Annotated in this window: 16 protein-coding genes; 4 read left to right on the top strand and 12 right to left on the bottom strand. The window is 52.5% G+C overall.

The window, feature by feature from the left end; translation table 11 throughout:
- The 6 genes from IEV29_RS07665 to IEV29_RS16340 form a co-directional block, all read right to left on the bottom strand.
- Complete coding sequence (locus tag IEV29_RS07665; RefSeq protein ID WP_188380615.1) at positions 1 to 819, bottom strand: CheR family methyltransferase; 819 nt, start codon at positions 817 to 819, stop codon at positions 1 to 3.
- The gene (locus IEV29_RS07660) at positions 819 to 4,289 is read right to left on the bottom strand and encodes a response regulator (RefSeq protein ID WP_188380614.1); all 3,471 of its coding nucleotides are present in this window, start codon (positions 4,287 to 4,289) and stop codon (positions 819 to 821) included. The genes IEV29_RS07665 and IEV29_RS07660 overlap by 1 nt, the downstream gene beginning before the upstream one ends.
- Positions 4,290 to 4,465: 176 nt before the next feature.
- Positions 4,466 to 6,163 carry a methyl-accepting chemotaxis protein gene (locus IEV29_RS16270; protein ID WP_188380613.1) on the bottom strand — a complete coding sequence of 566 codons (1,698 nt, stop codon included), beginning with the start codon at positions 6,161 to 6,163 and terminating at the stop codon, positions 4,466 to 4,468.
- A gap of 28 nt (positions 6,164 to 6,191) precedes the next feature.
- Positions 6,192 to 6,674 carry a chemotaxis protein CheW gene (locus tag IEV29_RS07650; protein ID WP_188380612.1) on the bottom strand — a complete coding sequence of 161 codons (483 nt, stop codon included), beginning with the start codon at positions 6,672 to 6,674 and terminating at the stop codon, positions 6,192 to 6,194.
- A gap of 266 nt (positions 6,675 to 6,940) precedes the next feature.
- A complete protein-coding gene (locus IEV29_RS07645; protein ID WP_188381151.1) occupies positions 6,941 to 7,135 on the bottom strand; it encodes a hypothetical protein in 195 nt (64 codons plus the stop codon).
- Entirely contained in the window at positions 7,063 to 7,359 is a 297-nt protein-coding gene (locus IEV29_RS16340) for a sigma factor (protein WP_188380611.1), read from the bottom strand. The genes IEV29_RS07645 and IEV29_RS16340 overlap by 73 nt, the downstream gene beginning before the upstream one ends.
- Positions 7,360 to 7,539: 180 nt before the next feature.
- Here IEV29_RS16340 and IEV29_RS07635 point away from each other — a divergent pair, with 180 nt between their 5' ends.
- A complete protein-coding gene (locus IEV29_RS07635) occupies positions 7,540 to 8,070 on the top strand; it encodes a DUF3016 domain-containing protein (RefSeq protein ID WP_188380610.1) in 531 nt (176 codons plus the stop codon).
- A gap of 44 nt (positions 8,071 to 8,114) precedes the next feature.
- Here the strand turns inward: IEV29_RS07635 and IEV29_RS07630 are convergent, their stop codons facing one another.
- From IEV29_RS07630 to IEV29_RS07605, 6 genes are all read right to left on the bottom strand, one after another.
- Positions 8,115 to 10,619, bottom strand: coding sequence for a TonB-dependent siderophore receptor (locus tag IEV29_RS07630; protein WP_229726276.1), 2,505 nt, complete (start codon positions 10,617 to 10,619; stop codon positions 8,115 to 8,117).
- A 127-nt stretch (positions 10,620 to 10,746) separates the two neighbouring features.
- Positions 10,747 to 11,694, bottom strand: a complete 948-nt coding sequence (locus tag IEV29_RS07625) for a FecR domain-containing protein (RefSeq protein ID WP_188380609.1) — start codon at positions 11,692 to 11,694, stop codon at positions 10,747 to 10,749.
- 4 nt (positions 11,695 to 11,698) lie between these two features.
- A complete protein-coding gene (locus IEV29_RS07620; protein WP_188380608.1) occupies positions 11,699 to 12,211 on the bottom strand; it encodes a sigma-70 family RNA polymerase sigma factor in 513 nt (170 codons plus the stop codon).
- 4 nt (positions 12,212 to 12,215) lie between these two features.
- On the bottom strand, positions 12,216 to 13,349 hold the full coding sequence (locus IEV29_RS07615) for a PepSY-associated TM helix domain-containing protein (protein WP_188380607.1): 1,134 nt from the start codon (positions 13,347 to 13,349) through the stop codon (positions 12,216 to 12,218).
- A complete protein-coding gene (locus IEV29_RS07610; protein WP_188380606.1) occupies positions 13,349 to 15,547 on the bottom strand; it encodes a TonB-dependent receptor in 2,199 nt (732 codons plus the stop codon). The genes IEV29_RS07615 and IEV29_RS07610 overlap by 1 nt, the downstream gene beginning before the upstream one ends.
- Positions 15,548 to 15,921: 374 nt before the next feature.
- Complete coding sequence (locus tag IEV29_RS07605; protein ID WP_188380605.1) at positions 15,922 to 16,854, bottom strand: histone deacetylase family protein; 933 nt, start codon at positions 16,852 to 16,854, stop codon at positions 15,922 to 15,924.
- A gap of 256 nt (positions 16,855 to 17,110) precedes the next feature.
- On the opposite strand from IEV29_RS07605, the gene IEV29_RS07600 reads away from it, so the two are divergent.
- The 3 genes from IEV29_RS07600 (at position 17,111) to IEV29_RS16265 (ending at position 19,389) form a co-directional block, all read left to right on the top strand.
- Positions 17,111 to 17,932: a Stp1/IreP family PP2C-type Ser/Thr phosphatase gene (locus IEV29_RS07600; RefSeq protein ID WP_188380604.1), complete on the top strand. Its 822-nt coding sequence runs from the start codon at positions 17,111 to 17,113 to the stop codon at positions 17,930 to 17,932.
- A gap of 73 nt (positions 17,933 to 18,005) precedes the next feature.
- The gene (locus IEV29_RS07595; protein WP_188380603.1) at positions 18,006 to 18,698 is read left to right on the top strand and encodes an FHA domain-containing protein; all 693 of its coding nucleotides are present in this window, start codon (positions 18,006 to 18,008) and stop codon (positions 18,696 to 18,698) included.
- Between the two features lie 229 nt (positions 18,699 to 18,927).
- Positions 18,928 to 19,389 carry a pilin gene (locus tag IEV29_RS16265; protein ID WP_308632712.1) on the top strand — a complete coding sequence of 154 codons (462 nt, stop codon included), beginning with the start codon at positions 18,928 to 18,930 and terminating at the stop codon, positions 19,387 to 19,389.
- The last annotated feature ends 44 nt before the right edge of the window (positions 19,390 to 19,433 follow it).

Raw genomic sequence — 19,433 nt, 5'->3', positions numbered from 1 at the left:
TCACAGTTTCCGGTAGATACGTTGGGTTTTGTCAAGAGGCTCGAAACGCGTGGCGTAATCGGAGAAATCGATGCTCTCCTTGCTACCCAATCCAAGAAAACCACGATGGCAGAGTGAGTCATGGAACAGGCCCAGTGCACGCTCCTGCAGCTGACGATTGAAATAGATCAGCACATTGCGACAGCACACCAGATGGGTTTCCGAAAATACCGCATCGGTTGCCAGACTGTGATCGGCAAAACTGACATTCTCGCAAAGCGATTTATCGAAAAGTGCAGCTTCGTAGCCGGCCGTGTAATAGTCGGAGAAAGATGCCTTCCCACCGGCCTGTTGATAGTTGGCCGTGTAGGCGCGCATCTTCTCGAGAGGGAACACGCCCTTGCGCGCTTTCTCCAGTGACACCGGATTGATATCAGTGGCGTAAATGAGCGAGCGATCCAGCAGACCTTCTTCCTTGAGCATGATCGCCATGGAATAGATTTCTTCACCCGTGCTGCAACCAGCGACCCAGATCTTGAGTGATGGATAGGTTTTGAGAAACGGGACGACCTGCTGGCGCAAACTCAGAAAGTACAAAGGATCGCGAAACATCTCACTGACGGGGATCGTCAGGAACTGCAGCAACTGCATGAATGCGGTCGGATCGTGCAATACACGCGCCTGCAATTCCGAAATGGTGCTGCATTGCAGGTGCGGCAAGGCATGCAGCACGCGCCGCTTCTGTGACGCGCCGGAATAGTTACGGAAGTCGTAACTGTATTTGAGGTAGATCGCCTCGATCAGGAGGCGAATCTCGATATCGATGCTGCTGGCCGGCATTATAGACGTTCCAGTCCTGGCATCCAGACGCGCAGTAACGAGTACAGGCGATCAAGATCAATTGGCTTGGCCATGTAATCGGAAGCACCTGCTTGCAGACATTGTTCCTGATCATCTTTCATCGCCTTCGCCGTGACGGCAATGATCGGCAGTTTCTGGAAGCGCGCATCGGCGCGAATGCGACGCGTGGCTTCCAGTCCGTCCATGCCCGGCATCATGATGTCCATCAGAACCAGATCAATGTCGCTCACGCTGTCGAGTTTGCTGATCGCCTCAAAGCCGTTACGGGCCACTTCGATATGCGCACCGCGTTGTTCCAGCGCACTTGTCAGGGCAAAGATGTTGCGCACGTCATCGTCGACGATCAGGATACGACGGTCTTCGAACACGCGGTCACGACTACGCACGGTACGCAACATGCTCTGGCGTTCTGCTGACAGTTCCGATTCAACCTTGTGCAGGAAGAGCGTTACCTCATCCAGCAAGCGCTCCGGTGAGCGTGCGCCCTTGATAATGATGGAGCGCGAATACTTGAGCAGATCGGCCTCTTCATCACGCGTCAGATTGCGGCCCGTGTAGACAATAACCGGCGGGAAAGAACAGATTTCCTCCGCCGACATGCGTTGCAACAGTTGCTCGCCTTGCATGTCCGGCAGTTTCAAATCGATGATCATGCAATCAAAAATCGTCGTGCGCAGCAATGCTAATGCCTCTTCGCCGGATTCGACCGCGGTGATCGTGACATCGTCGTCCATGATCAACTGTGTAACGCTTTCGCGTTGTCGCTGATCATCTTCGACCAGCAACACATGCTTGGTTGATTGCGAAAATTTCGTTTCCAGTTTTTGGAAGACATTCTTCAACTGTTCGCGGGTAGTCGGCTTGATCACATAGCCGACGGCACCCAGTTGCAATGCCACTTCGCTACGATCTGACGCAGAAACGATATGCACCGGAATATGACGGGTATCGGAATTGCTCTTGAGCGCCTGCAGTACCGTCATGCCGGAACCGTCCGGCAATCCCATGTCCAGCAGAATGGCATTCGGTTTGAAGGTGACCGCCGCATGCAACCCATCTGCCGCGCCATGAGCAACAAGGCAGCGATAGTTTGTTTCATGCGCCAGATCGTACAGAATGCGTGCGAACGATACATCGTCTTCAATCACAAGTACGGTGCGGGCACTGTTCTTGTCGCTGTCACGGTCATCGGCAAAGGTCGGGATGGTAATGGCCGGTGGCGTTGGTGCCGCTGGCTTGGCCGGTATCGCCATCGCGGGTGCAGCTGCCGGCACGTGCATGATGTCGGACGAATGACTTTGCATGACGGTAGGTAGCGTGAGGGTAAAGGTACTACCCTGACCCGGCACACTTTCCACCTGGATGCTACCGCCCAGCAGGGCGGCCAGGTCACGTGAAATCGATAACCCAAGTCCGGTACCGCCATATTTGCGGCTGGTTGTGCCGTCTGCCTGACGGAAGGCTTCGAAGATGATGTCCTGCTCTTCTTTGGCGATGCCGATACCGGAATCGGTGACGGCAAAAACCACCCGATTGTCGTCGGTTCCGGCAATCGTAAGCGACACCTTGCCGCTGTCGGTGAACTTAACGGCATTGGACAGCAGGTTTTTGAGAATCTGTTCGAGGCGCTGATGATCGGTATGGATCGACAGTGGCGTGTTGCGATCCATGCGGATTTCAAAAGCCAGTTGCTTTTGTGTTGCCAGCGGCTCGAAGATCATCTGCAAACTCTCTGCCAGACGATGCAGCGGGATATCTTCAGGCACAAGGTCGAGTTTGCCGGCCTCAACTTTGGAAATGTCGAGAATATCGTTGATCAGATTGAGCAGATCATTACCTGCAGAGTAGATGGTTTTGGCGAATCTGACCTGTTCTTCGTTCAAATTGCCATGCGTATTGTCTGCCAGTAGCTTGGCTAGAATGAGCGAACTGTTCAGTGGTGTGCGCAACTCGTGCGACATGTTGGCGAGAAACTCTGACTTGTAACGACTTGCTCGCAGCAAATCCTGTGCGCGCACTTCGAGTTCGGCACGAGCATCCAGCAAAGCCGTATTTTTCTGATCGAGCGACAGTGCCTGTTCGGCGAGTTGTTCGTTGGTTTGCTCCAGTTCGGCCTTTTGATTTTCCAGATTGACTTGTGACTCTTCCAGTACACGTGATTGCTCTTCCAGTTCCTCATTGGCCGTGCGCAGCTCTTCCTGCTGCACTTGCAGCTCTTCGTTGAGTTGCTGTGTCTCGGCAAGCAGATCCTGCAGGCGACGGCGGTACAACGCAGCCTCTACCGCCATACCCAGACTCGATGACATCAATTGCAGAAATTCGAGATCGCGTTCGCGGGGAGTGTGCAGGAAACCCAGTTCAACGACGCCGTTGACAGTGCCTTCGTGATTGATCGGTGCCAGAATCACATGGCGTGGCTTGCTGTTGCCCAGACCGGTTGTGACTTTCAGATGATTGTCCGGCACGTTATCGATGCGGATGATTTTCTTGCCGCTGGCTGCCTGGCCAACCAGTGTCTCTTCACTGCTGATGACCTGACCGATCCCCTCGTTTTCCTTGCTGAAGCCATAGGTTGCCACACGATGTAGCGAGCCGTCTTCTTCGCGCACATACAGGGCGGCAACCGCTGTCTCAATGTACTGACCAAGAAAGCTCAGCACGGTACGGCCAAGTAGGGGCAACGCCATATGGCCGACATTCTGTTCTGCCAGTTGCGACTGGCCGGTACGCAGCCAAGCCTGTTGTTCCAACACGGCGGCATGAGCTTGATATTGCGTTAATGCGTTGCCATAGGTATCGGCCAGACGAACGAGTTCGCGTCGGCCAAAGTAGGCGAGCAGGAGGCTGAGGAGTACGCTGAGCGTCAGATAGATCCCCACCACCACCACCGTGATGCGTTTGGCATCATCGCTGCGCTGTTCGCGCAAGGTGTTTTCCAGTTCAAGGAAGTTGCGAAATTCACGGCGAATTTCGTCAAATTGCAGTTTGCCGCGGCCGCTGCGAATGATCGCGGCAATATCGCGCAGATCGTTATCGGTACGACGCAGTTCGATCACCGATAGGGCAAAGTTATTCCATTCATTATGAATGGCGAGAATACGCGTCAGACGATCAACCTGCGTCGGATTGTCCTTGACCAGTTCCATCAGCTTTTGGGTTTCCGGAATGACCTTGGCCTTGGCGATATCAAAGGGGGAGAGGAAGGCTTCGTCGCCAGTCAGGATGAAGCCGCGCATGCCGCTCTCCATGTCGACAACCAGCTTGCTGGTTTCGTTGGCATTGGCAATCACGCGATCCGTGTGTTCCACCCATTCAAGTACGGTCAGCAGATAAACAATCAGTGCGATGAAAACACCAGCACTCAGTACGCCGGCTGCAAGTGGCAAGGTAATGTTGCGCGTCAGGATGCGTTTGAAAGCTTGCCGATCGATGGTCGGTGCGTCACTCATGTTCTTCTTCCGTGCAGGTCAAACGATGGAGTGTAAACCATCATGTCATGCCCTAGAGCATCAACCCGCGGACTTTGCGGCAAAGTCCGCGGTTTATTGCGAGCCCGTGTAAAGCGCACATAAAAAAATCCGCCGAAGGGCGGATTTTTGTAAAAAGTACAGGGTGAAGCCAGGGATCAGAATTCTTCCCAGTCATCATTGTTGTTTTTCGATGGCAGTGCCGGTGTCATTGCTGCTTTCGATGGTGCCGCGATCGGACGTTTTTCAACAGGCTGAGGCAACGGACGTGCGATGGTGTGCGGTTGCAGCTCCTGTGTCTGATCATCACTGGCGCTGACCTTGAAGATGCTGACCGCGGCCGTCAGATTGGCAGCCTGTTCTTTCAACGAGGCGGCTGCGGCTGCGGCTTCTTCCACCAGGGCAGCATTTTGTTGCGTGACCTGATCCATCTGGCTGATAGCGGTATTGACTTGCTCGATACCCGAGCTTTGTTCCTGGCTGGCTGCGAGGATCTCGCCCATGATGTCGGTGACGTGACGAACGCTGTCGACAACTTCCTTCATCGTCGTGCCGGCCGATGCAACCAGCTTGCTTCCTTCATCCACCTTGTTGACCGAGTCATCAATCAGGTTCTTGATCTCTTTGGCTGCAGCGGCAGAGCGTTGTGCAAGGCTGCGGACTTCTGCTGCAACCACGGCAAAGCCACGGCCTTGTTCGCCGGCACGGGCGGCTTCAACCGCCGCGTTCAGGGCCAGAATGTTGGTCTGGAAGGCGATGCCATCAATGACACCGATGATGTCGACAATCTTGCGTGCCGACGCATCGATCGAGCCCATCGTATCCACGACTTCGGCGACCACGGTGCCGCCGCGTTGCGCCACCGCCGAAGCGGAGACGGCAAGCTGGTTGGCCTGACGTGCGTTGTCTGCGTTCTGTTTGACGGTCGAAGTCAATTCTTCCATCGACGAGGCGGTTTCTTCCAGCGATGCAGCCTGCTGTTCGGTACGGCTCGACAGGTCAAGATTGCCTGCAGCGATTTGCGTGGTTGCCGTGCCAATCGATATGCTGCCTTCACGCACACGGGAAACGGTTTCTTTCAACCGCTGTTGCATCTTCTGCAAACCGGACATCAGCATGCCCATCTCGTTTTTCGATTTGGACTCGATCTTTGTCGTCAGATCGCCGTTGGCGATGGCGTCAAAGTGTCCCAGCATTTCCTGCAGTGGCTGGTTGATGGCGCGAATCAGAAAGACAGCGGAGATCGCCACCGCAAACAGACCGAACAGGACGCCGCCGATCGCCACGATGCGGAACATGGAATACATCGACTGGCTTTCTGCATACGTCTCGCTGGCGAGTTTCTGTTGATAGTCAGCCAGAGCGGTCGAGCTTTTGACCAGTGATTGATACAGCGAGGTGACCTTGACTAGCAAAATGTCTTCTGCTTCGCTAGCGCGTTTGGCACGCAGTGCAGGAATCAGGTTCGTTTCTGCCTCAGCCAGGTAAGCCTGGCGATCAACCGCGACGGCGTCCGCCAGCTTCTTTTCTTCTGCATTGGCGGGCAGATCAAGGTATTTTTGCCATGCCGTCTGCGACTCCTTGTACAGTACTTCAGCACGTGCAAGCGCTGCTTCTGCATCGGGCGCATCAGGGCGCATGGCGACCTGACTCAGGCGCGCGCGTGCTTGTGCAAGACGCATCATCATCGTTTGAATTGCATCGACAGACGGCATTTGATTCGTGAAGACGTTCTTCAACGAATTATTCGTCTCCTGCAAACCCAATACACCCATGGCACCACCAACAGTCAGCATGACCGCCATAAAGCCCATGGTCAAAACCAGACGTGCTTTGATCGAAATATTTTTCAACATGATGTGGAAGACAAAAAGAAAATAAAAATCAGGCGGCCAGTTTTTCAATCAGGCCGATTTCGTTCGAGTGCATGAGTTGATCGATATCGACCAGAATCAGCATGCGTTCTTCGATCGTGCCCAGCCCTATCAGATAGTCGGCAGAGACAGCAGAACCCATTTCCGGCGCAGGTTTGACCTGATCCGGCGTCAGGGTCAGTACGTCGGACACGCTATCGACCACCATGCCCATGATGCGGCCGGCAATGTTCAGGATGATGACGACGGTAAATTGATCGTAGGTCGGCTCGCCAAGCGAAAACTTGATGCGCATATCAATGATCGGCACGATGGTGCCGCGCAGATTGATGACGCCTTTGAGGAAATCCGGTGCGTTGGCGATGCGGGTGACGGCTTCATAACCGCGCAGTTCCTGCACTTTCTGGATATCGATGCCGTATTCTTCGCGGCCGAGGGTAAAAGCGAGAAATTCGAGAGAAGCGTTGCTACTGGCAGTTGCTGCGTGAGACATATTAAACGTGATCCTTGAACGAAACTGTCAACGACATCATTTCCATGTGGAAACGAAATCAGTATAACGAGCGCGACTGTCAGCGTCGATGCGTTTGCTTCGGCCCGGCGACAAATACAACGCTTGCCTCACAACTTTTTACAATTGGACGAGTGCGGGGGGAGTGAATGTGGGCAGTTCCGCCGGAGGATCAAAAAAACGTTAAATCGTTGATTGCCATAAAGGCATGATTTTTTCGGGAGCTGAATAGGGAAGGTGCCGACCGCTTATCTTGATTGGCGGACGAAGCTGTACCAGAGGCCGACAACGATGGGTGTTGCCAGCGCCGCCCATGCTGCCCAATGCCAGACACCGGTTTTGACTAGGGCAATGATCAGCGCAAACAGCGTTAGCGCTGCCAACAAAAGCGGCATACGCCAGACGAACCAGAAGTTGCTGCGTGGTTTTGTTTGCGTGGACACGGGGATGATCGCAGGAAAAGTGGAATGGAATATTGTAGCCAATTCACATCGTTGGATGTGCGCGCATCTTCAACTGGCGTCGTGAGTAAACGCAGAAAGGTATCTTGCGCCAGATCGGCAGCCTGATCTGCGCAACGCAGTTTTCCCCGCAGCCAGCGCAGGAGCCAGCCATGGTGCTGGCTGTAGATATCGGCAATGGAATCGGTGGAATGAGAGATGCTCACGGTAAGCTCCGGTAACACTCGGCAGGAGTGTCAAGCTGGCTGCTTATTTGAGAATTGTTCTCATTATCCGCGATCTCGATCATCCTCGTCAATCACACAGGACTTTATGTAATAGCGTGCATGAAACCGTTGCCATGATGTTCGGTCTTACCGAGATCAACGGAAACAGGAGAAGCGATCATGCATATCGCCGCCAGAAAACATGGCATTGGACTGGTTGTTCTTGTCACCACATTGCTTGCAGGTTGTGCCAGTACAGTGGATGACCCACGCCATGCCAATGTGGAGGTGCAATTTGCAGAGGACGTCTGGCGCAATGACAGTCGCAATGGGACGTTTGGTCACGAGTCGTCGCGACGTGCTGCCGAGGTGGCTTTACGCAAACATCTGATGGAGCGCGCGGGTCAGATGTTGCCTGAAGGTAAAACGCTGGCCGTGACGTTTACGCAGATCGAACGTGCGGGTGCCTACGAGCCTTGGCACGGTCCCGCGGCGCAGGATGTGCGTATCGTGCGCGATATCTATCCACCCCGCATTGATTTGACGTTCAGTTTGTCCAATGCAGATGGCAGGACACTGAAGGCCGGAAACAGCCAGTTACGGGATTCCGCATTCCTGCTGCATGCAAATAGGTATCCGAATGATCCTCTGCGTTTTGAGAAGGCGTTACTGGATGATTGGGTGCGCAGAGAGTTACCAAGCAAAAAATAAAAAAGCCGCTCGAAAGAGCGGCTTTTTTATTTGCATCATCCAAATTAGAAATTGGCGCGGAACGAGACCATGACGTTACGTGGGTCGCCGTAGTAGTAGCCGATACCAGTTGGTGCAAATTTCTTGTAGTAGACCTTGTCAAACAGATTGTTGACGTTGAGCTGAATGGAGTAGTCCTTGTTGAAACGATAGCTGGCCATCGCGTTGTAGACGGTATAGCCGCCTTGGCGAGCTGTCACAGGGACTCGGGTGGTTGGGCCGGACAGTGTCAATGTTCCATTTACGTAGGAATCGCTTTGCATCTGTGCACCGCCACCGACTGTCCATCCTTGTGTTTCTCCACCAAATCGATAGGTTGAGAAAACGCGCAGTTGATGTCTTGGATCAATAGTGCGCAGCGGTTGTCCAACATTGGCTGCAGTGCTATCGGTAATGTAGCGTGTACGCGTATTGGTATAGCCGGCGGACATTTGCCAGTTTGGGGCAACTTCGCCAGACACTTCCATTTCCCAACCTTCGCTCCGTGTTTTACCCCCAGCGATACGGCAGTATCCACTCGTGTAGTAAGGCGTACATGGATCTACCGTGCTGGTGTCTTGTACGGCTTTGCCGACGTTCGTAATCTGGAAGATGCCAGCAGAAGCATTCAGCCTGCGGTTGAAAAATTCACCTTTCAAACCGGCTTCAAAAGTTTCGCCACGAACTGGTTGTAGAAGTTCGCCGTTTTGATTTTTTTCATTCTGTGGTGTAAAAATTTCCGTGTAGCTTGCATATGCGCTGATATTGCGAGAGAGATCATAAATCAAACCAGCATAGGGCGTGATCTCACGGGTTACTTTGTAGTTGTTTGCGGGTGTTCCAGCAGATTTGTAGTCCCACCAGCTAATACGCGTTCCGACCAGAACGGTAAGTGGATCAGTAATAGAAAAACGCGCCGTTCCGAAAATCGCTTGTTGACTCGTTGTATTTGGCTTGTTTGGCGCTGCTGTAATAACGAGATCGCGTTCCGCATACGTGGTGTAGGGATTCCAATCCCGGATATCAATCGTTTGGGAGTATTGGCTACCTACACCATGGCTATCGGTGGCCTTATTGCGAATTGTTTCTGCGCCAATGATCAATTCATGTTTTCGACCAAGTAAGTTGAAAGGGCCATTCGCAAGAACGTTCATGCTCAACTGGTCGTTGGCTGCACCAATGTAGTGTGATTGTGTTGACGTTGCGAGATAAGGATTCGTTCCACCAACGGTACGAATCGGCGTTATGTAAGACTGTTTGAAATCACGCAAACGAAATTGCGTATAGGCTGCATTCAGCTTCAACGTCCAGTCGTTGTCAAAACGATGTTCTATCTCCGTAAATGTTTGGGTGTTGTAGCGATCCCAGCGATTCCATGCTGCGCCGAGATAGGTACTTCGCGGCAGATTTAAGGAGGAACCATCGTAATTGGATGGCAGATTGCCCCATGCGCCGCTTGCATCCAGATCTGTGTACTGGAAGCTGGTGGTCCAGGTTGTTCTTGGGCTGATGTCTGCCTCAACCACACCGTAAAGAACTTGCTTATGTTCTGTGCGGCCTTTCTGGAAAAATTCCTTATCATCGTCGACTGCAACAAGGCGACCTCGCAAAGTACCCGCATCATTCAGCGACCCGGAAATGTCAGCTTCAAGACGGCGACGATCCCATGAACCTAGAGTAAGTGCGGCAGACGCCTTGAAGTCTGCGGTGGGACGTTTGCGTACCATGTTGACTGTCGCGGATGGATTGCCGGAACCACGGATCATGCCCGACGCACCGCGCAAAACTTCCACGCGATCGAGGACGGCAGTATCGGGCTGTACGAAAGCAGAGCCAGACTGACTGAAGGTCAAGCCATCCACCTGTAAGGCGTCGATGGTATATCCACGTGATGTGTAAACCAGACGCTCACTGTCCGTGTAGTCAACGGTGACACCAGGTGTGTTCTGAAGCACTTCTGTCAAATCCTGCAAGCCCCGGTCTTCCATGAACTGTCTTGTCAGAACGGTGACAGGTTGTGGGGTTTCACGAAGGCTTTGAGATGTTTTGCCAACCGTAATCGCCCTGGCGCTGTAAGACCGTGTACCTTCACTGGTTGCTTCCCGTACAGAGGAAGAGGTAACAGATACAGCCGGGAGTGTGCTTGCATTTTGTACAACACGACGCAAACGATAGCCGTTGTCTCCTGGTACGGCTTCGATGTTATGTGCTGCTAGCAGGCTGCTCAGCCCCTGCTGAACGGAGTAGTTGCCTTGCAAGCCATTGCTGCGCAGACCGTCTGTTACGTTCGGTTCAAAAGAGAGCGTGATGCCTGCACTGGCGGCAAAGCTGTATAGTACTTGGCTCAGTGGGCCGGCAGGAATGTTGTAGCTTTTAATTGCATTTTCGGCCAGTGGAGCTTGCTGGGCATGTGCGGAGGCAGAGACGGTGGCGACAATGGCCATGCCGAGAATTGCGACGGCAACGGCCCGTACCAGAGGGCGCTGGTTCAAGACAGGGGTGCCGGAAATTCGGCGTACTGCGGTGTGCATAATCATTCCTTACTCAGTCAGTTTTTGGTACTTCTTCACTGACCTGCCGAATGGAATGAAAAAAGGTGCCAAGTTTTTTTAAAAATTTTTATCCGAGGATGCGATGAGCAAGCGCACGCCTAATCTGTTAAGACTTCTCTGCCGCAACAATCGTGATCCAGTAGCGTGTCCGCTGCAAAAGCGTGATCGGCAGGGTTTCTTGCAGGATATGTAATGCCTTGTCTGTATCGCCAAGTTGAAAGACACCCGATATCTTCAGGTGGGCGACTGCAGGATCGCAATACAACATGCCAGAACGGTAGCGGCTTAATTCTTCGACAAAATCACCCAGTGGTTGTCCATCGGCGATCAGCATGCCTTGTGTCCAGGCAGTGGCGGCAAGTTCAACGGGTTTGTTGTCGGTGATGGCATCGTCCTCAAAACGCGCATACTCGCCCGCCGATACGATACGACGTTGCCGGTGATTGGTCTCAATCTCGACAGCGTGCTCCAGCACAGATACTTGTGTGCCTTTATTCCATTGCCGCACGACGAAGCGTGTACCTAGCGCACGTGTGGTGCCTTCCTTGGTGCGGACCAGAAACGGACGCGATGAGCTGCTGTCATCCTTGGCAGTTTCGATGAGCACTTCGCCTTCACGCAGATGGATCAGTCGTTGCTTGTCGCTGTAGGCGATATCAATCACGGTGCCGCTGTTGAGCCGAATCGTGCTGCCGTCGGACAAGGTGTGCGTTTTCCATTCGCCGGCGGCAGTCTGGTAGCGTTCACGCGTGGCCTTTTGCCAGGCGACCCAGCCAAGTGGTGCGACCAGCAGTAGCAAAGCGAGGTTCTTGATGGTGCTGCGTCGGTCGCGTGGGCGACCCAATGTCATGTTTCCCAGTGCAGGCGGAACGGTACTGAAGGTTCTTGCCAGTGCATTGGCTGCTGCCCATGCGCGTTGATGCTCGCTACTTTGTGCACGCCAGCGTTCGAAGGCAGCACGGTCTGCTGCCGTCATTTCATGCGCGTGCAGTTTTACCAGCCATTCTGCGGCATCGACGATGATGCGCTGATCGATAGGAAGTGTCGGATTCATGCGTCTACAACATCAACGTCAGGCATTGCACGAATCCTTGCTGCATATAGCGCTTGACTGTGCGAAGTGAAAGATTCATTTGTCCTGCAATGTCTGTATATGTCATGCCATCGAGTTGTGACATCAGAAAAACCGCTCGTACTTTCTCCGGCAAGGCATCAAGCAGACTATCCAGCTTTTGGAGTGCTTCCAGAATGAGCAGACGTTCTTCCGGAGAAATCGCCGTATTTTCCGGCAGGCTTGCCAGTGCGTCGGCCCAAGCCTGCTCCAGCGAACGACGACGAAACATGTCGACCATCAAACCTTTGGCGATGGTCGTCAGATAGGCGCGCGGTTCACGTAACTGCATCGCGTTTTCTTGGCGCTCGCAGCTGGCAACACGGACGAACGTATCCTGCGCCAGATCGGCGGCGTCGAACGAGCATCCCAGTTTGCGCTGCAACCATGTGCGCAGCCAACCGTGATGCGCGGAGTAGAGTGCGGCGAGTTCGTTGCCGTGCGTTGCACTTGTCGTCATGACGTTATGTCTGATGTGCCTGGATGAGCTTTGCGAGTCGTGCTTCGCTCGTCTTGCGACGGACGATCCAGAGATAGAGGCCGCTACCAAGCACGATGATCGACAGAATGTCGAGAATGGCCCACATGATCTGCATCGGGCGGCCACCATAGTCGCCAAAATGCAGTGGTTGAGAAATCAACAATGCAGTGGCGTACCATGGCAAAGTACGGCTGTCTGTCACTTCACCGGTACTCGCATCGACCAGCACCGGTTTGAACAGACGTGAGGTCAGCGGTTCGGTACCGCGCATGAACACGCCATAATGATGCGGGCTGCTGAATGTGGTGCCGGGGAAGGCGATAAAGCCCATCTTCATCTCCGGTTCCAGCGCAATTGCGGCATCAACCGCTTTTTGCAACGAGCCGAGTTTTTCCAGAGGTGGTTGCCCTTTATACGGTGCCACCATTTCGGCCATCTGGTCCATCTGCCAGTATTTGATGACCAGATCAGCCCAGGTGTTGATCACGCCAGTCGCACCGACTACCAGCAGCCATGCCAGTGTGACGATGCCCAGCAGATTATGCAGATCCAGCCATTTGAGCCGCGTGGATTTGTCGGCGCGGACGGTACCGAATTCCAGCTTCTTCATGAACGGGCCGTACAGCACGATGCCCGAGATAATGGCGACGATCAGCAACATGCCCATGAAACCGAGAAACAACATGCCCGCCAGACCTGCAAACAGATTCACATGCAGGGAAAACATGATGTACATGAAACCGTTGTCGAGCTGTGGCTGACCAAGTACATCACCCGTGCGTGCATCCACGGCAACCTGCTTCATCCCCGTCTCGGACGTCGGTGTGTCCGATAGCGTGACGTACCAGACGCGATCGTCGTCCTCTTCCTGAGAGGCAAACATCCCCACCTTGTCTGGATGCTGTGCAATCGCAATCTCCATCACACGATCCATGCTGATGTGTAGCGTATCGGCAGGCATTTCTGGTGCTTCAATTTCTGTGCCGAGCAGGTGGCCGATCTCGTGATGAAAGATCAGCGGCAGCCCTGTCAGACAGAGCAACAGCATGAACACCGTGCACACCAGGCTGGACCACTTGTGGATCCATGCCCAGCGACGGAGATTGGTGCCAGTCATCAGAAGTCGACTGAGGCGGTGAGGCTGATGGTACGTGGAGCACCGAGAACCAAGTAGTTGTTAGTCACGGATGCTCCGCCGACAGCAGCCCAGTAGTTACGATCAGTCACATTGTCAACACGTGCTCGCCAAGTAACCAGCTTTCCTCCAATTTCTGTGAGATAACGTGCGCCGACATCTAAGCGTGTCCATGATGGAATACTTAAAGAATTATCCTGCGTTGCATACTGAGAGTCTGTGTAGACAACGCGTCCTGTGACTGCAAGGCCGTTGATTCCCGGAACATTCCATTCCGCGCCAACATTTGCTTGAACATCTGGTATTCCGATTACTTTTTTTCCATCATAGGTACCACCAGCAGTTTTTTCCTGTTTGGCATCCATATAAGTTACGCCACCGAGAAGACGCAGCCCTTTTAATGGTTCTCCATAAATAGATAATTCAATGCCTTGATTTTTTTGTTCGCCATTTAATGCGAACACCAGATTCTGTACGTATGCGTTAGGACGTTTAGTTCTGTATGCGGCGATGCTTGCACCAAATGTTTTTGCATCGTATTTCAGTCCGATTTCCGTTTGTTTTGACTGATATGGAGCAAGTACTTGACCAGCGTTTAATACAGCTTGCCCCCCATCAGTTGCGGGAGCCGCAGCGCCCTTTACAAGTGCTTCAATGTAATTTGCATAAACAGAAATTTTTTCGTTTGCTTTATACACAATGCCTGCAACAGGAGTGATACGTCCTTTGCTATAACGATTGTTGTTTGAGGTGCCAGTGTTGTAGTCGAAAGTTTCGCTCTCAATTGTTTGGTGACGGGCTCCTACAGTCACCAATAGACGCTCATTGATAAATGCCATGGTATCTGCGATTGCGATACTTGAAGTACGATCTTTTGCTTGAACAACCGGATTTGTCATATTGCCTGTTGCTGTAATTGCTGGTGCTGGCGCTGGAACAAACTCATACAAGTTGGAAGCCGGTACGATTGCCGCACTAGTTGCAAAGGCGTTTCTTTTTTCCAAAGAAAATGTTGCTGCAGATACGCTGATTTTGTGCTTTACATTGCCAGTGTTGAATTGCCCACGTATGCCGATTTCAGCTGTTTTGGCAGTTTCTTCACGGACGTTATCAAATCGGCTGGTTGTAAGCGCGCCTGATGCGGTGGAGCGAGGATTGGCTAAAGAGTTGTATTCATCACCATTTCGAATACCAATTGCCCCCCATGCAGTTAATGAATCGCTAAGGTCAAGTTCTCCGCGAAATGTTCCGAATACGTCTTTTTCTTCAGAAAAGGTCCAAGGCTGCCCAAAGTTCTTGGATGCATCGGGTGCGTTGGGAATTCCGCCGACCGGCGTAACGCTTGGTTGCGGACGATCTAAGCGATGCTTTTGATAGCCAATGTCGGCAGATAATCGGGTGTTACGATTGCGCCAGTCGAGTCCAATCGCCAAAACGTCAAGTTTTCTTTCTTCGTTTTGAACGCCTGTTTCCCCCTCTCTTTTTGCCGCGTTTAGTCGAATCCCTGTGCTTTGATCAGGTCCAAAACGGCGAGACAAATCCAGTGCACCATATACCTGCCCACGTCCTTCGAATCCCAGAGTTGCTTGGGTCAGCGCCTCGTTAGCCGCACGTTTTGGCAGAAGATTAATTGCTCCTCCAATGCCGCTTCCAGCAGGTGCCGCTCCGTTAAGGAATGTGTTTGCTCCTCTGAATACTTCTACACGCTCAATTAGTTCAGTCGCTACAAATTGACGCGGAAGCATCCCATACAATCCGTTGTAAGCAACGTCATCCGAGTAGACAGGGAAGCCACGAATAACATACAGCTCTTGAAAATTGCCGAAGCCACGTGAAACGCGTACAGCCGGATCGTTCTGCACAACATCCGCAACACTGCGGGCATTCTGGTTTTTAATTAGTTCGTTGGTATAGCTCGTAATGGAAAATGGCGTATCCATATTATCTTGGGTGCCCAAAATACCAGCACGCCCACCGCGCGCGACTTGGCCTCCTGAATATGCTTTGGACAGGCCTTCAGCCGATGCATCTGCGCTGGAGGTGACCGTAATTTCTTCCAGTTGCGTGGTGGTGGCTTCAGTGGTCTGGGCGTAAGCCGTGCCGATCAGGATCGGTAGTGCTGCCTGAATGGCGCAGGCGATAAGTGTTGGTTTGAGCAGCGACGGCGTGCGGGATGCCATGAAAAATCCTTGTGGTGGGAAAAGCGCTTGAAAAAGCGAATGTGAAATACCTAAGATATTTCTTTTAATAAATGCGAATTATTATCAATTATATTTTGCGACCGTGTCGGCAGCAATCAATGTGTGCGTAAAGAAGACGTAAGAAATCAGATAAATCCAGTATTGATGCGGGTTTGCGTAGAGATGAGGGTGTTGTCAAATGTTGTGGTTAGGCCGCAACATTAATTGAATGGCAATGCCATTTTGATTCGTTATGTTGGGATGAAAACGATAACGGGTTGGGGAAGTATTGATGCGACGTCCAAGTCGGATAAATAAAAATGGCGACTGTGTGTCGCCATTTTTACGTTTGATCTTGCTGCAATGTTGCGAGCTCAATGATCCATGAGTGCCTTGACATGAACTGCGGTGCTGGATGCCAAACCTTCGAGGCTGTAACCGCCTTCCAAAATGGAAACAATACGCCCATCGCAAGTGTCATCGGCAATCTTCATCAATTCGCGCGTGATCCAGTCGTAATCGTCGTCTTGCAGTTTCAGCCCCGCCAGAGGGTCGAGGTGATGCGCGTCGAAACCCGCCGAGATGATCATCAGTTCGGGATTGAAGGCGCGGATCGCTGGCAGCATCTTGGCGGCGATTTGTTCGCGGAACAGTGCAGAATCGCAGCCACGCGGCAGCGGGACGTTGACGATGTTGTGAGATATGCCGGTTTCCGTTTCCAGGCCGGAATAGGGGTAGAAATGCGATTGATGGCTGGACGCGTAGAACAATTCGGGTCGGTCGTAGAACGCAGCTTGCGTGCCATTACCGTGATGCACGTCGAAATCAATGACGGCAACGCGTTCGAGTTTATGCACATCGTAGGCGTAGGCAGCGGCGATGGCGGCCTGATTGTAGATGCAAAAACCCATCGCCTTGTTCGGTTCGGCATGATGGCCGCATGGACGGGTTGCGCAGAAAACATTGTGGTACTCATCGCCCAGCACAACATCGACGCCCGCGCAGGCCGCGCCGACACAACGCATGACGGCTTCCAGCGAGCCTGGCGACATGACGGTGTCGCCGCCATCCAGTGGCATGAAACCGCGTACCGGCGAGGCATCTTCCACATCTTCCACAAAATCCTCTGTATGGATCATCAGCACTTGCCCGCGTGTGCCCATTGGTGCGTCACGCCATGCGGCATCGTCAAACTCCGGCGTGCGCAATGCACGCAAGACAGCGCGCAAGCGCTCTGGCGATTCAGGATGGCTTTCGCCAGGTTTGTGATCAAGGCAGGCTTCGTGGGTATAGATGAGTGTTGTCATGTCTTATCGATACGGCTTACCCGTATCGTTCTCCTTGTGTAAGTAGGTTTGACTGGCTGCAAGCTTGACGCCAGATGCATGCTGACATTATAAGACTCGACTCGCGAAAGGATGATGAGGTGGTCTCGTATGGTTTGTTGGTTGATTCGGCTGATTAATTTGCTGATTTTTTCATTCGCAAATTGGTCAATCAGGTCATAATGCATTCCATTACGACAAGATAGCCGCAACATCGCATTGCGTCTTCACCCTCATCATGACACCAAGCGTCGTGCTCAAGTTCGCTGCAAAAACTGATACAGGATTGGTGCGTACGCATAATGAGGACGCCATTGCCTTTGATGAAGCTTGCAATGTGCTGGTGCTGGCGGACGGTATGGGTGGTTACAACGCCGGTGAGGTGGCAAGCCGTCTTGCAACGGAATTCGTGCGGGCGGAACTCGTGCAACGACTGGCCCCTTTAAGTAGGGAAGGGCCGGCAAGCATTCTGCAATTGCAAAAAATCATGCGTGAAGTGGTTGGTGCGGCAAACGACCACATTCTGAATGCCGCGCTCGCCGAGCCTGCCTATCGCGGCATGGGCACGACGCTGGTTGCCGCATTGTTCGACCATGATCGCGTGGTGCTGGCGCATCTGGGCGATTCGCGCTGCTATCGCTTTCGTCAGGGAGTGCTTACTCAATTGACGCACGATCATTCACAGGTGCAGGAGCAAATCGATGCAGGGCTGGTACCACCCGACTGGGGGCGTTTCGCTCCTAACAAAAACCTGATTACGCGTGCATTGGGTGTCGCTGCATATATAGACACCGAGATCAGTGATCATGTCGTGCAAGAGGGCGATCTGTATCTATTGTGTTCGGATGGCTTGTCCGACATGCTGGACGCTGATGTCATGACCGCCATGCTGCAGGCCGATACGGATGATCTGGAACTGCTGGCCGAAGCCTTGGTGCATGCAGCCAATCAGCAAGGTGGACGCGACAATATCTCCGTTCTGGTGGCGCAGGTGCAAAGCTGTAGCAAGTCGCCGCAAATCGGTACGATTGATCGACTGAAGAACTGGTTGTCGATCTGATGCAGATTGGCGTTTAACGTTGGTATATCCCCAATAAAACCGGGCAGCAGATCCGATGCATTCCCCATCCCCTATGCCTAAGAAAAAACGGACAGCATTTCTGTTACTGAAGAAGGATGGCGTATTGGTGCGGCAGCTGGAGATATATGGGCAACGCACAACGATTGGGCGAAAACCAGGGAATGATCTGATCGTCGATTTGCCAAGCGTGAGTGGGGAGCATGCGGTGATCAATCGCACGTCCATTCAGTATTTTTATGAGGATCTGAACAGCACAAACGGCAGTTCCATCAATGGCGAGCGTGTCGATTACGGCATGCTTTATGACGGCGATGTGATCGAATTCGGTAGTTATGTGATCGAGTTCTCCGAGCAGGATCGGGTGCCGCCTGTACATAATCCTGTGCCACCCCAAATTCCCGCAATGCTTGATTTGCGTGAGGCTCCGCCACCTTTGGCAGCTATTCCCCCTGCAGCCAGTCCAGCCGCACTGGTGCGTATTGTTACCGGCCCATCGGTCGGTAAGGAATGGGTACTTACCAAATCCCTCACTACCATCGGTACGCCACCGCAGCATGTTGCTGTCTTCATGCGGTTGCCTGATGCATATGCGCTGGCCCACGTGGACGGTGGCACAGAAACGACCGTCAACGGCATACCCATTTATCAACAGCGCCAATTGGTGCACGGCGACGTGATCGGCATCGGCAAAAGCGAAGCGATCTTCTTTCTCGACCCTTGGCATGCGCACCGCCGATCAGGCTAGCACCGGCAAAAATAAAAAGCACCAAGTCATCAATGTGAAATCAAATGTGCACTTTGTGTCTTTCCCGGTGATCAGAGATGACAATTTTTGTCAGTGGCGCCTAAAAAAAGTGACTGTTTACGTCACAAAATTTCACATTTATGACTATTTTTCTTGAATTTCAGGCTGGCACGCGGCTTGCAATATGGAAAGTCATGGCAATTCCCGCCTATGACTCAGGAGAGTAAGAATGCAATCGATGAAGATGATGAAAAAAGCGCAGCAAGGTTTTACGCTGATCGAATTGATGATCGTTGTGGCGATCATTGGTATTTTGGCTGCGGTAGCGTTGCCCGCATATCAGGATTACACCGTCAAGGCAAAGGTCCAGGAAGCAGTTAGCCTTTCGGCGCCAGCTCGTACAGCCATAGGCGTTGCTTGTAGCGAAGGTAGTTTGGCCACCAATTCAGACCTGAATACATCACTGGGTTTGCCGACTGCCACAGATATTAGTGGCACATACACTACCTCTGTAACGGCAGCTGCTACTTCGGCTTCTGCGGCTACAGTGACAATTGCCATGAAGGATGTTGGCAGTGCCATTACTTCAGGTCAGACCATTATTTACAATGCTAACTGTACTCCAGCAGGCCTTATCTGGACGATTTCGCCTAGCAGTACGGTTGCTACTAAATTTTTACCAAAAACTTAATTTTTTAAGAGTTTGTGTATAAAGGCACCTTCTTGGGTGCCTTT

The sequence above is a fragment of the Oxalicibacterium faecigallinarum genome, from assembly GCF_014635705.1.
Taxonomy (GTDB): domain Bacteria; phylum Pseudomonadota; class Gammaproteobacteria; order Burkholderiales; family Burkholderiaceae_D; genus Oxalicibacterium; species Oxalicibacterium faecigallinarum.
This window is presented reverse-complemented; position numbering and strand designations above follow the sequence as displayed.

What these genes read in the sequence shown, in the direction of transcription:
- IEV29_RS07620 (WP_188380608.1), bottom strand. Translation starts at nt 12,211, where the DNA reads ATGACGACAAGTGCAACGCACGGCAACGAACTCGCCGCACTCTACTCC.
- IEV29_RS07615 (WP_188380607.1), bottom strand. Translation starts at nt 13,349, where the DNA reads ATGACTGGCACCAATCTCCGTCGCTGGGCATGGATCCACAAGTGGTCC.
- IEV29_RS07635 (WP_188380610.1), top strand. Translation starts at nt 7,540, where the DNA reads ATGCATATCGCCGCCAGAAAACATGGCATTGGACTGGTTGTTCTTGTC.
- IEV29_RS07600 (WP_188380604.1), top strand. Translation starts at nt 17,111, where the DNA reads ATGACACCAAGCGTCGTGCTCAAGTTCGCTGCAAAAACTGATACAGGA.
- IEV29_RS07630 (WP_229726276.1), bottom strand. Translation starts at nt 10,619, where the DNA reads ATGCACACCGCAGTACGCCGAATTTCCGGCACCCCTGTCTTGAACCAG.
- IEV29_RS07665 (WP_188380615.1), bottom strand. Translation starts at nt 819, where the DNA reads ATGCCGGCCAGCAGCATCGATATCGAGATTCGCCTCCTGATCGAGGCG.
- IEV29_RS07610 (WP_188380606.1), bottom strand. Translation starts at nt 15,547, where the DNA reads ATGGCATCCCGCACGCCGTCGCTGCTCAAACCAACACTTATCGCCTGC.
- IEV29_RS16265 (WP_308632712.1), top strand. Translation starts at nt 18,928, where the DNA reads ATGCAATCGATGAAGATGATGAAAAAAGCGCAGCAAGGTTTTACGCTG.
- IEV29_RS07650 (WP_188380612.1), bottom strand. Translation starts at nt 6,674, where the DNA reads ATGTCTCACGCAGCAACTGCCAGTAGCAACGCTTCTCTCGAATTTCTC.
- IEV29_RS16270 (WP_188380613.1), bottom strand. Translation starts at nt 6,163, where the DNA reads ATGTTGAAAAATATTTCGATCAAAGCACGTCTGGTTTTGACCATGGGC.
- IEV29_RS07660 (WP_188380614.1), bottom strand. Translation starts at nt 4,289, where the DNA reads ATGAGTGACGCACCGACCATCGATCGGCAAGCTTTCAAACGCATCCTG.
- IEV29_RS07595 (WP_188380603.1), top strand. Translation starts at nt 18,006, where the DNA reads ATGCCTAAGAAAAAACGGACAGCATTTCTGTTACTGAAGAAGGATGGC.
- IEV29_RS07625 (WP_188380609.1), bottom strand. Translation starts at nt 11,694, where the DNA reads ATGAATCCGACACTTCCTATCGATCAGCGCATCATCGTCGATGCCGCA.
- IEV29_RS07605 (WP_188380605.1), bottom strand. Translation starts at nt 16,854, where the DNA reads ATGACAACACTCATCTATACCCACGAAGCCTGCCTTGATCACAAACCT.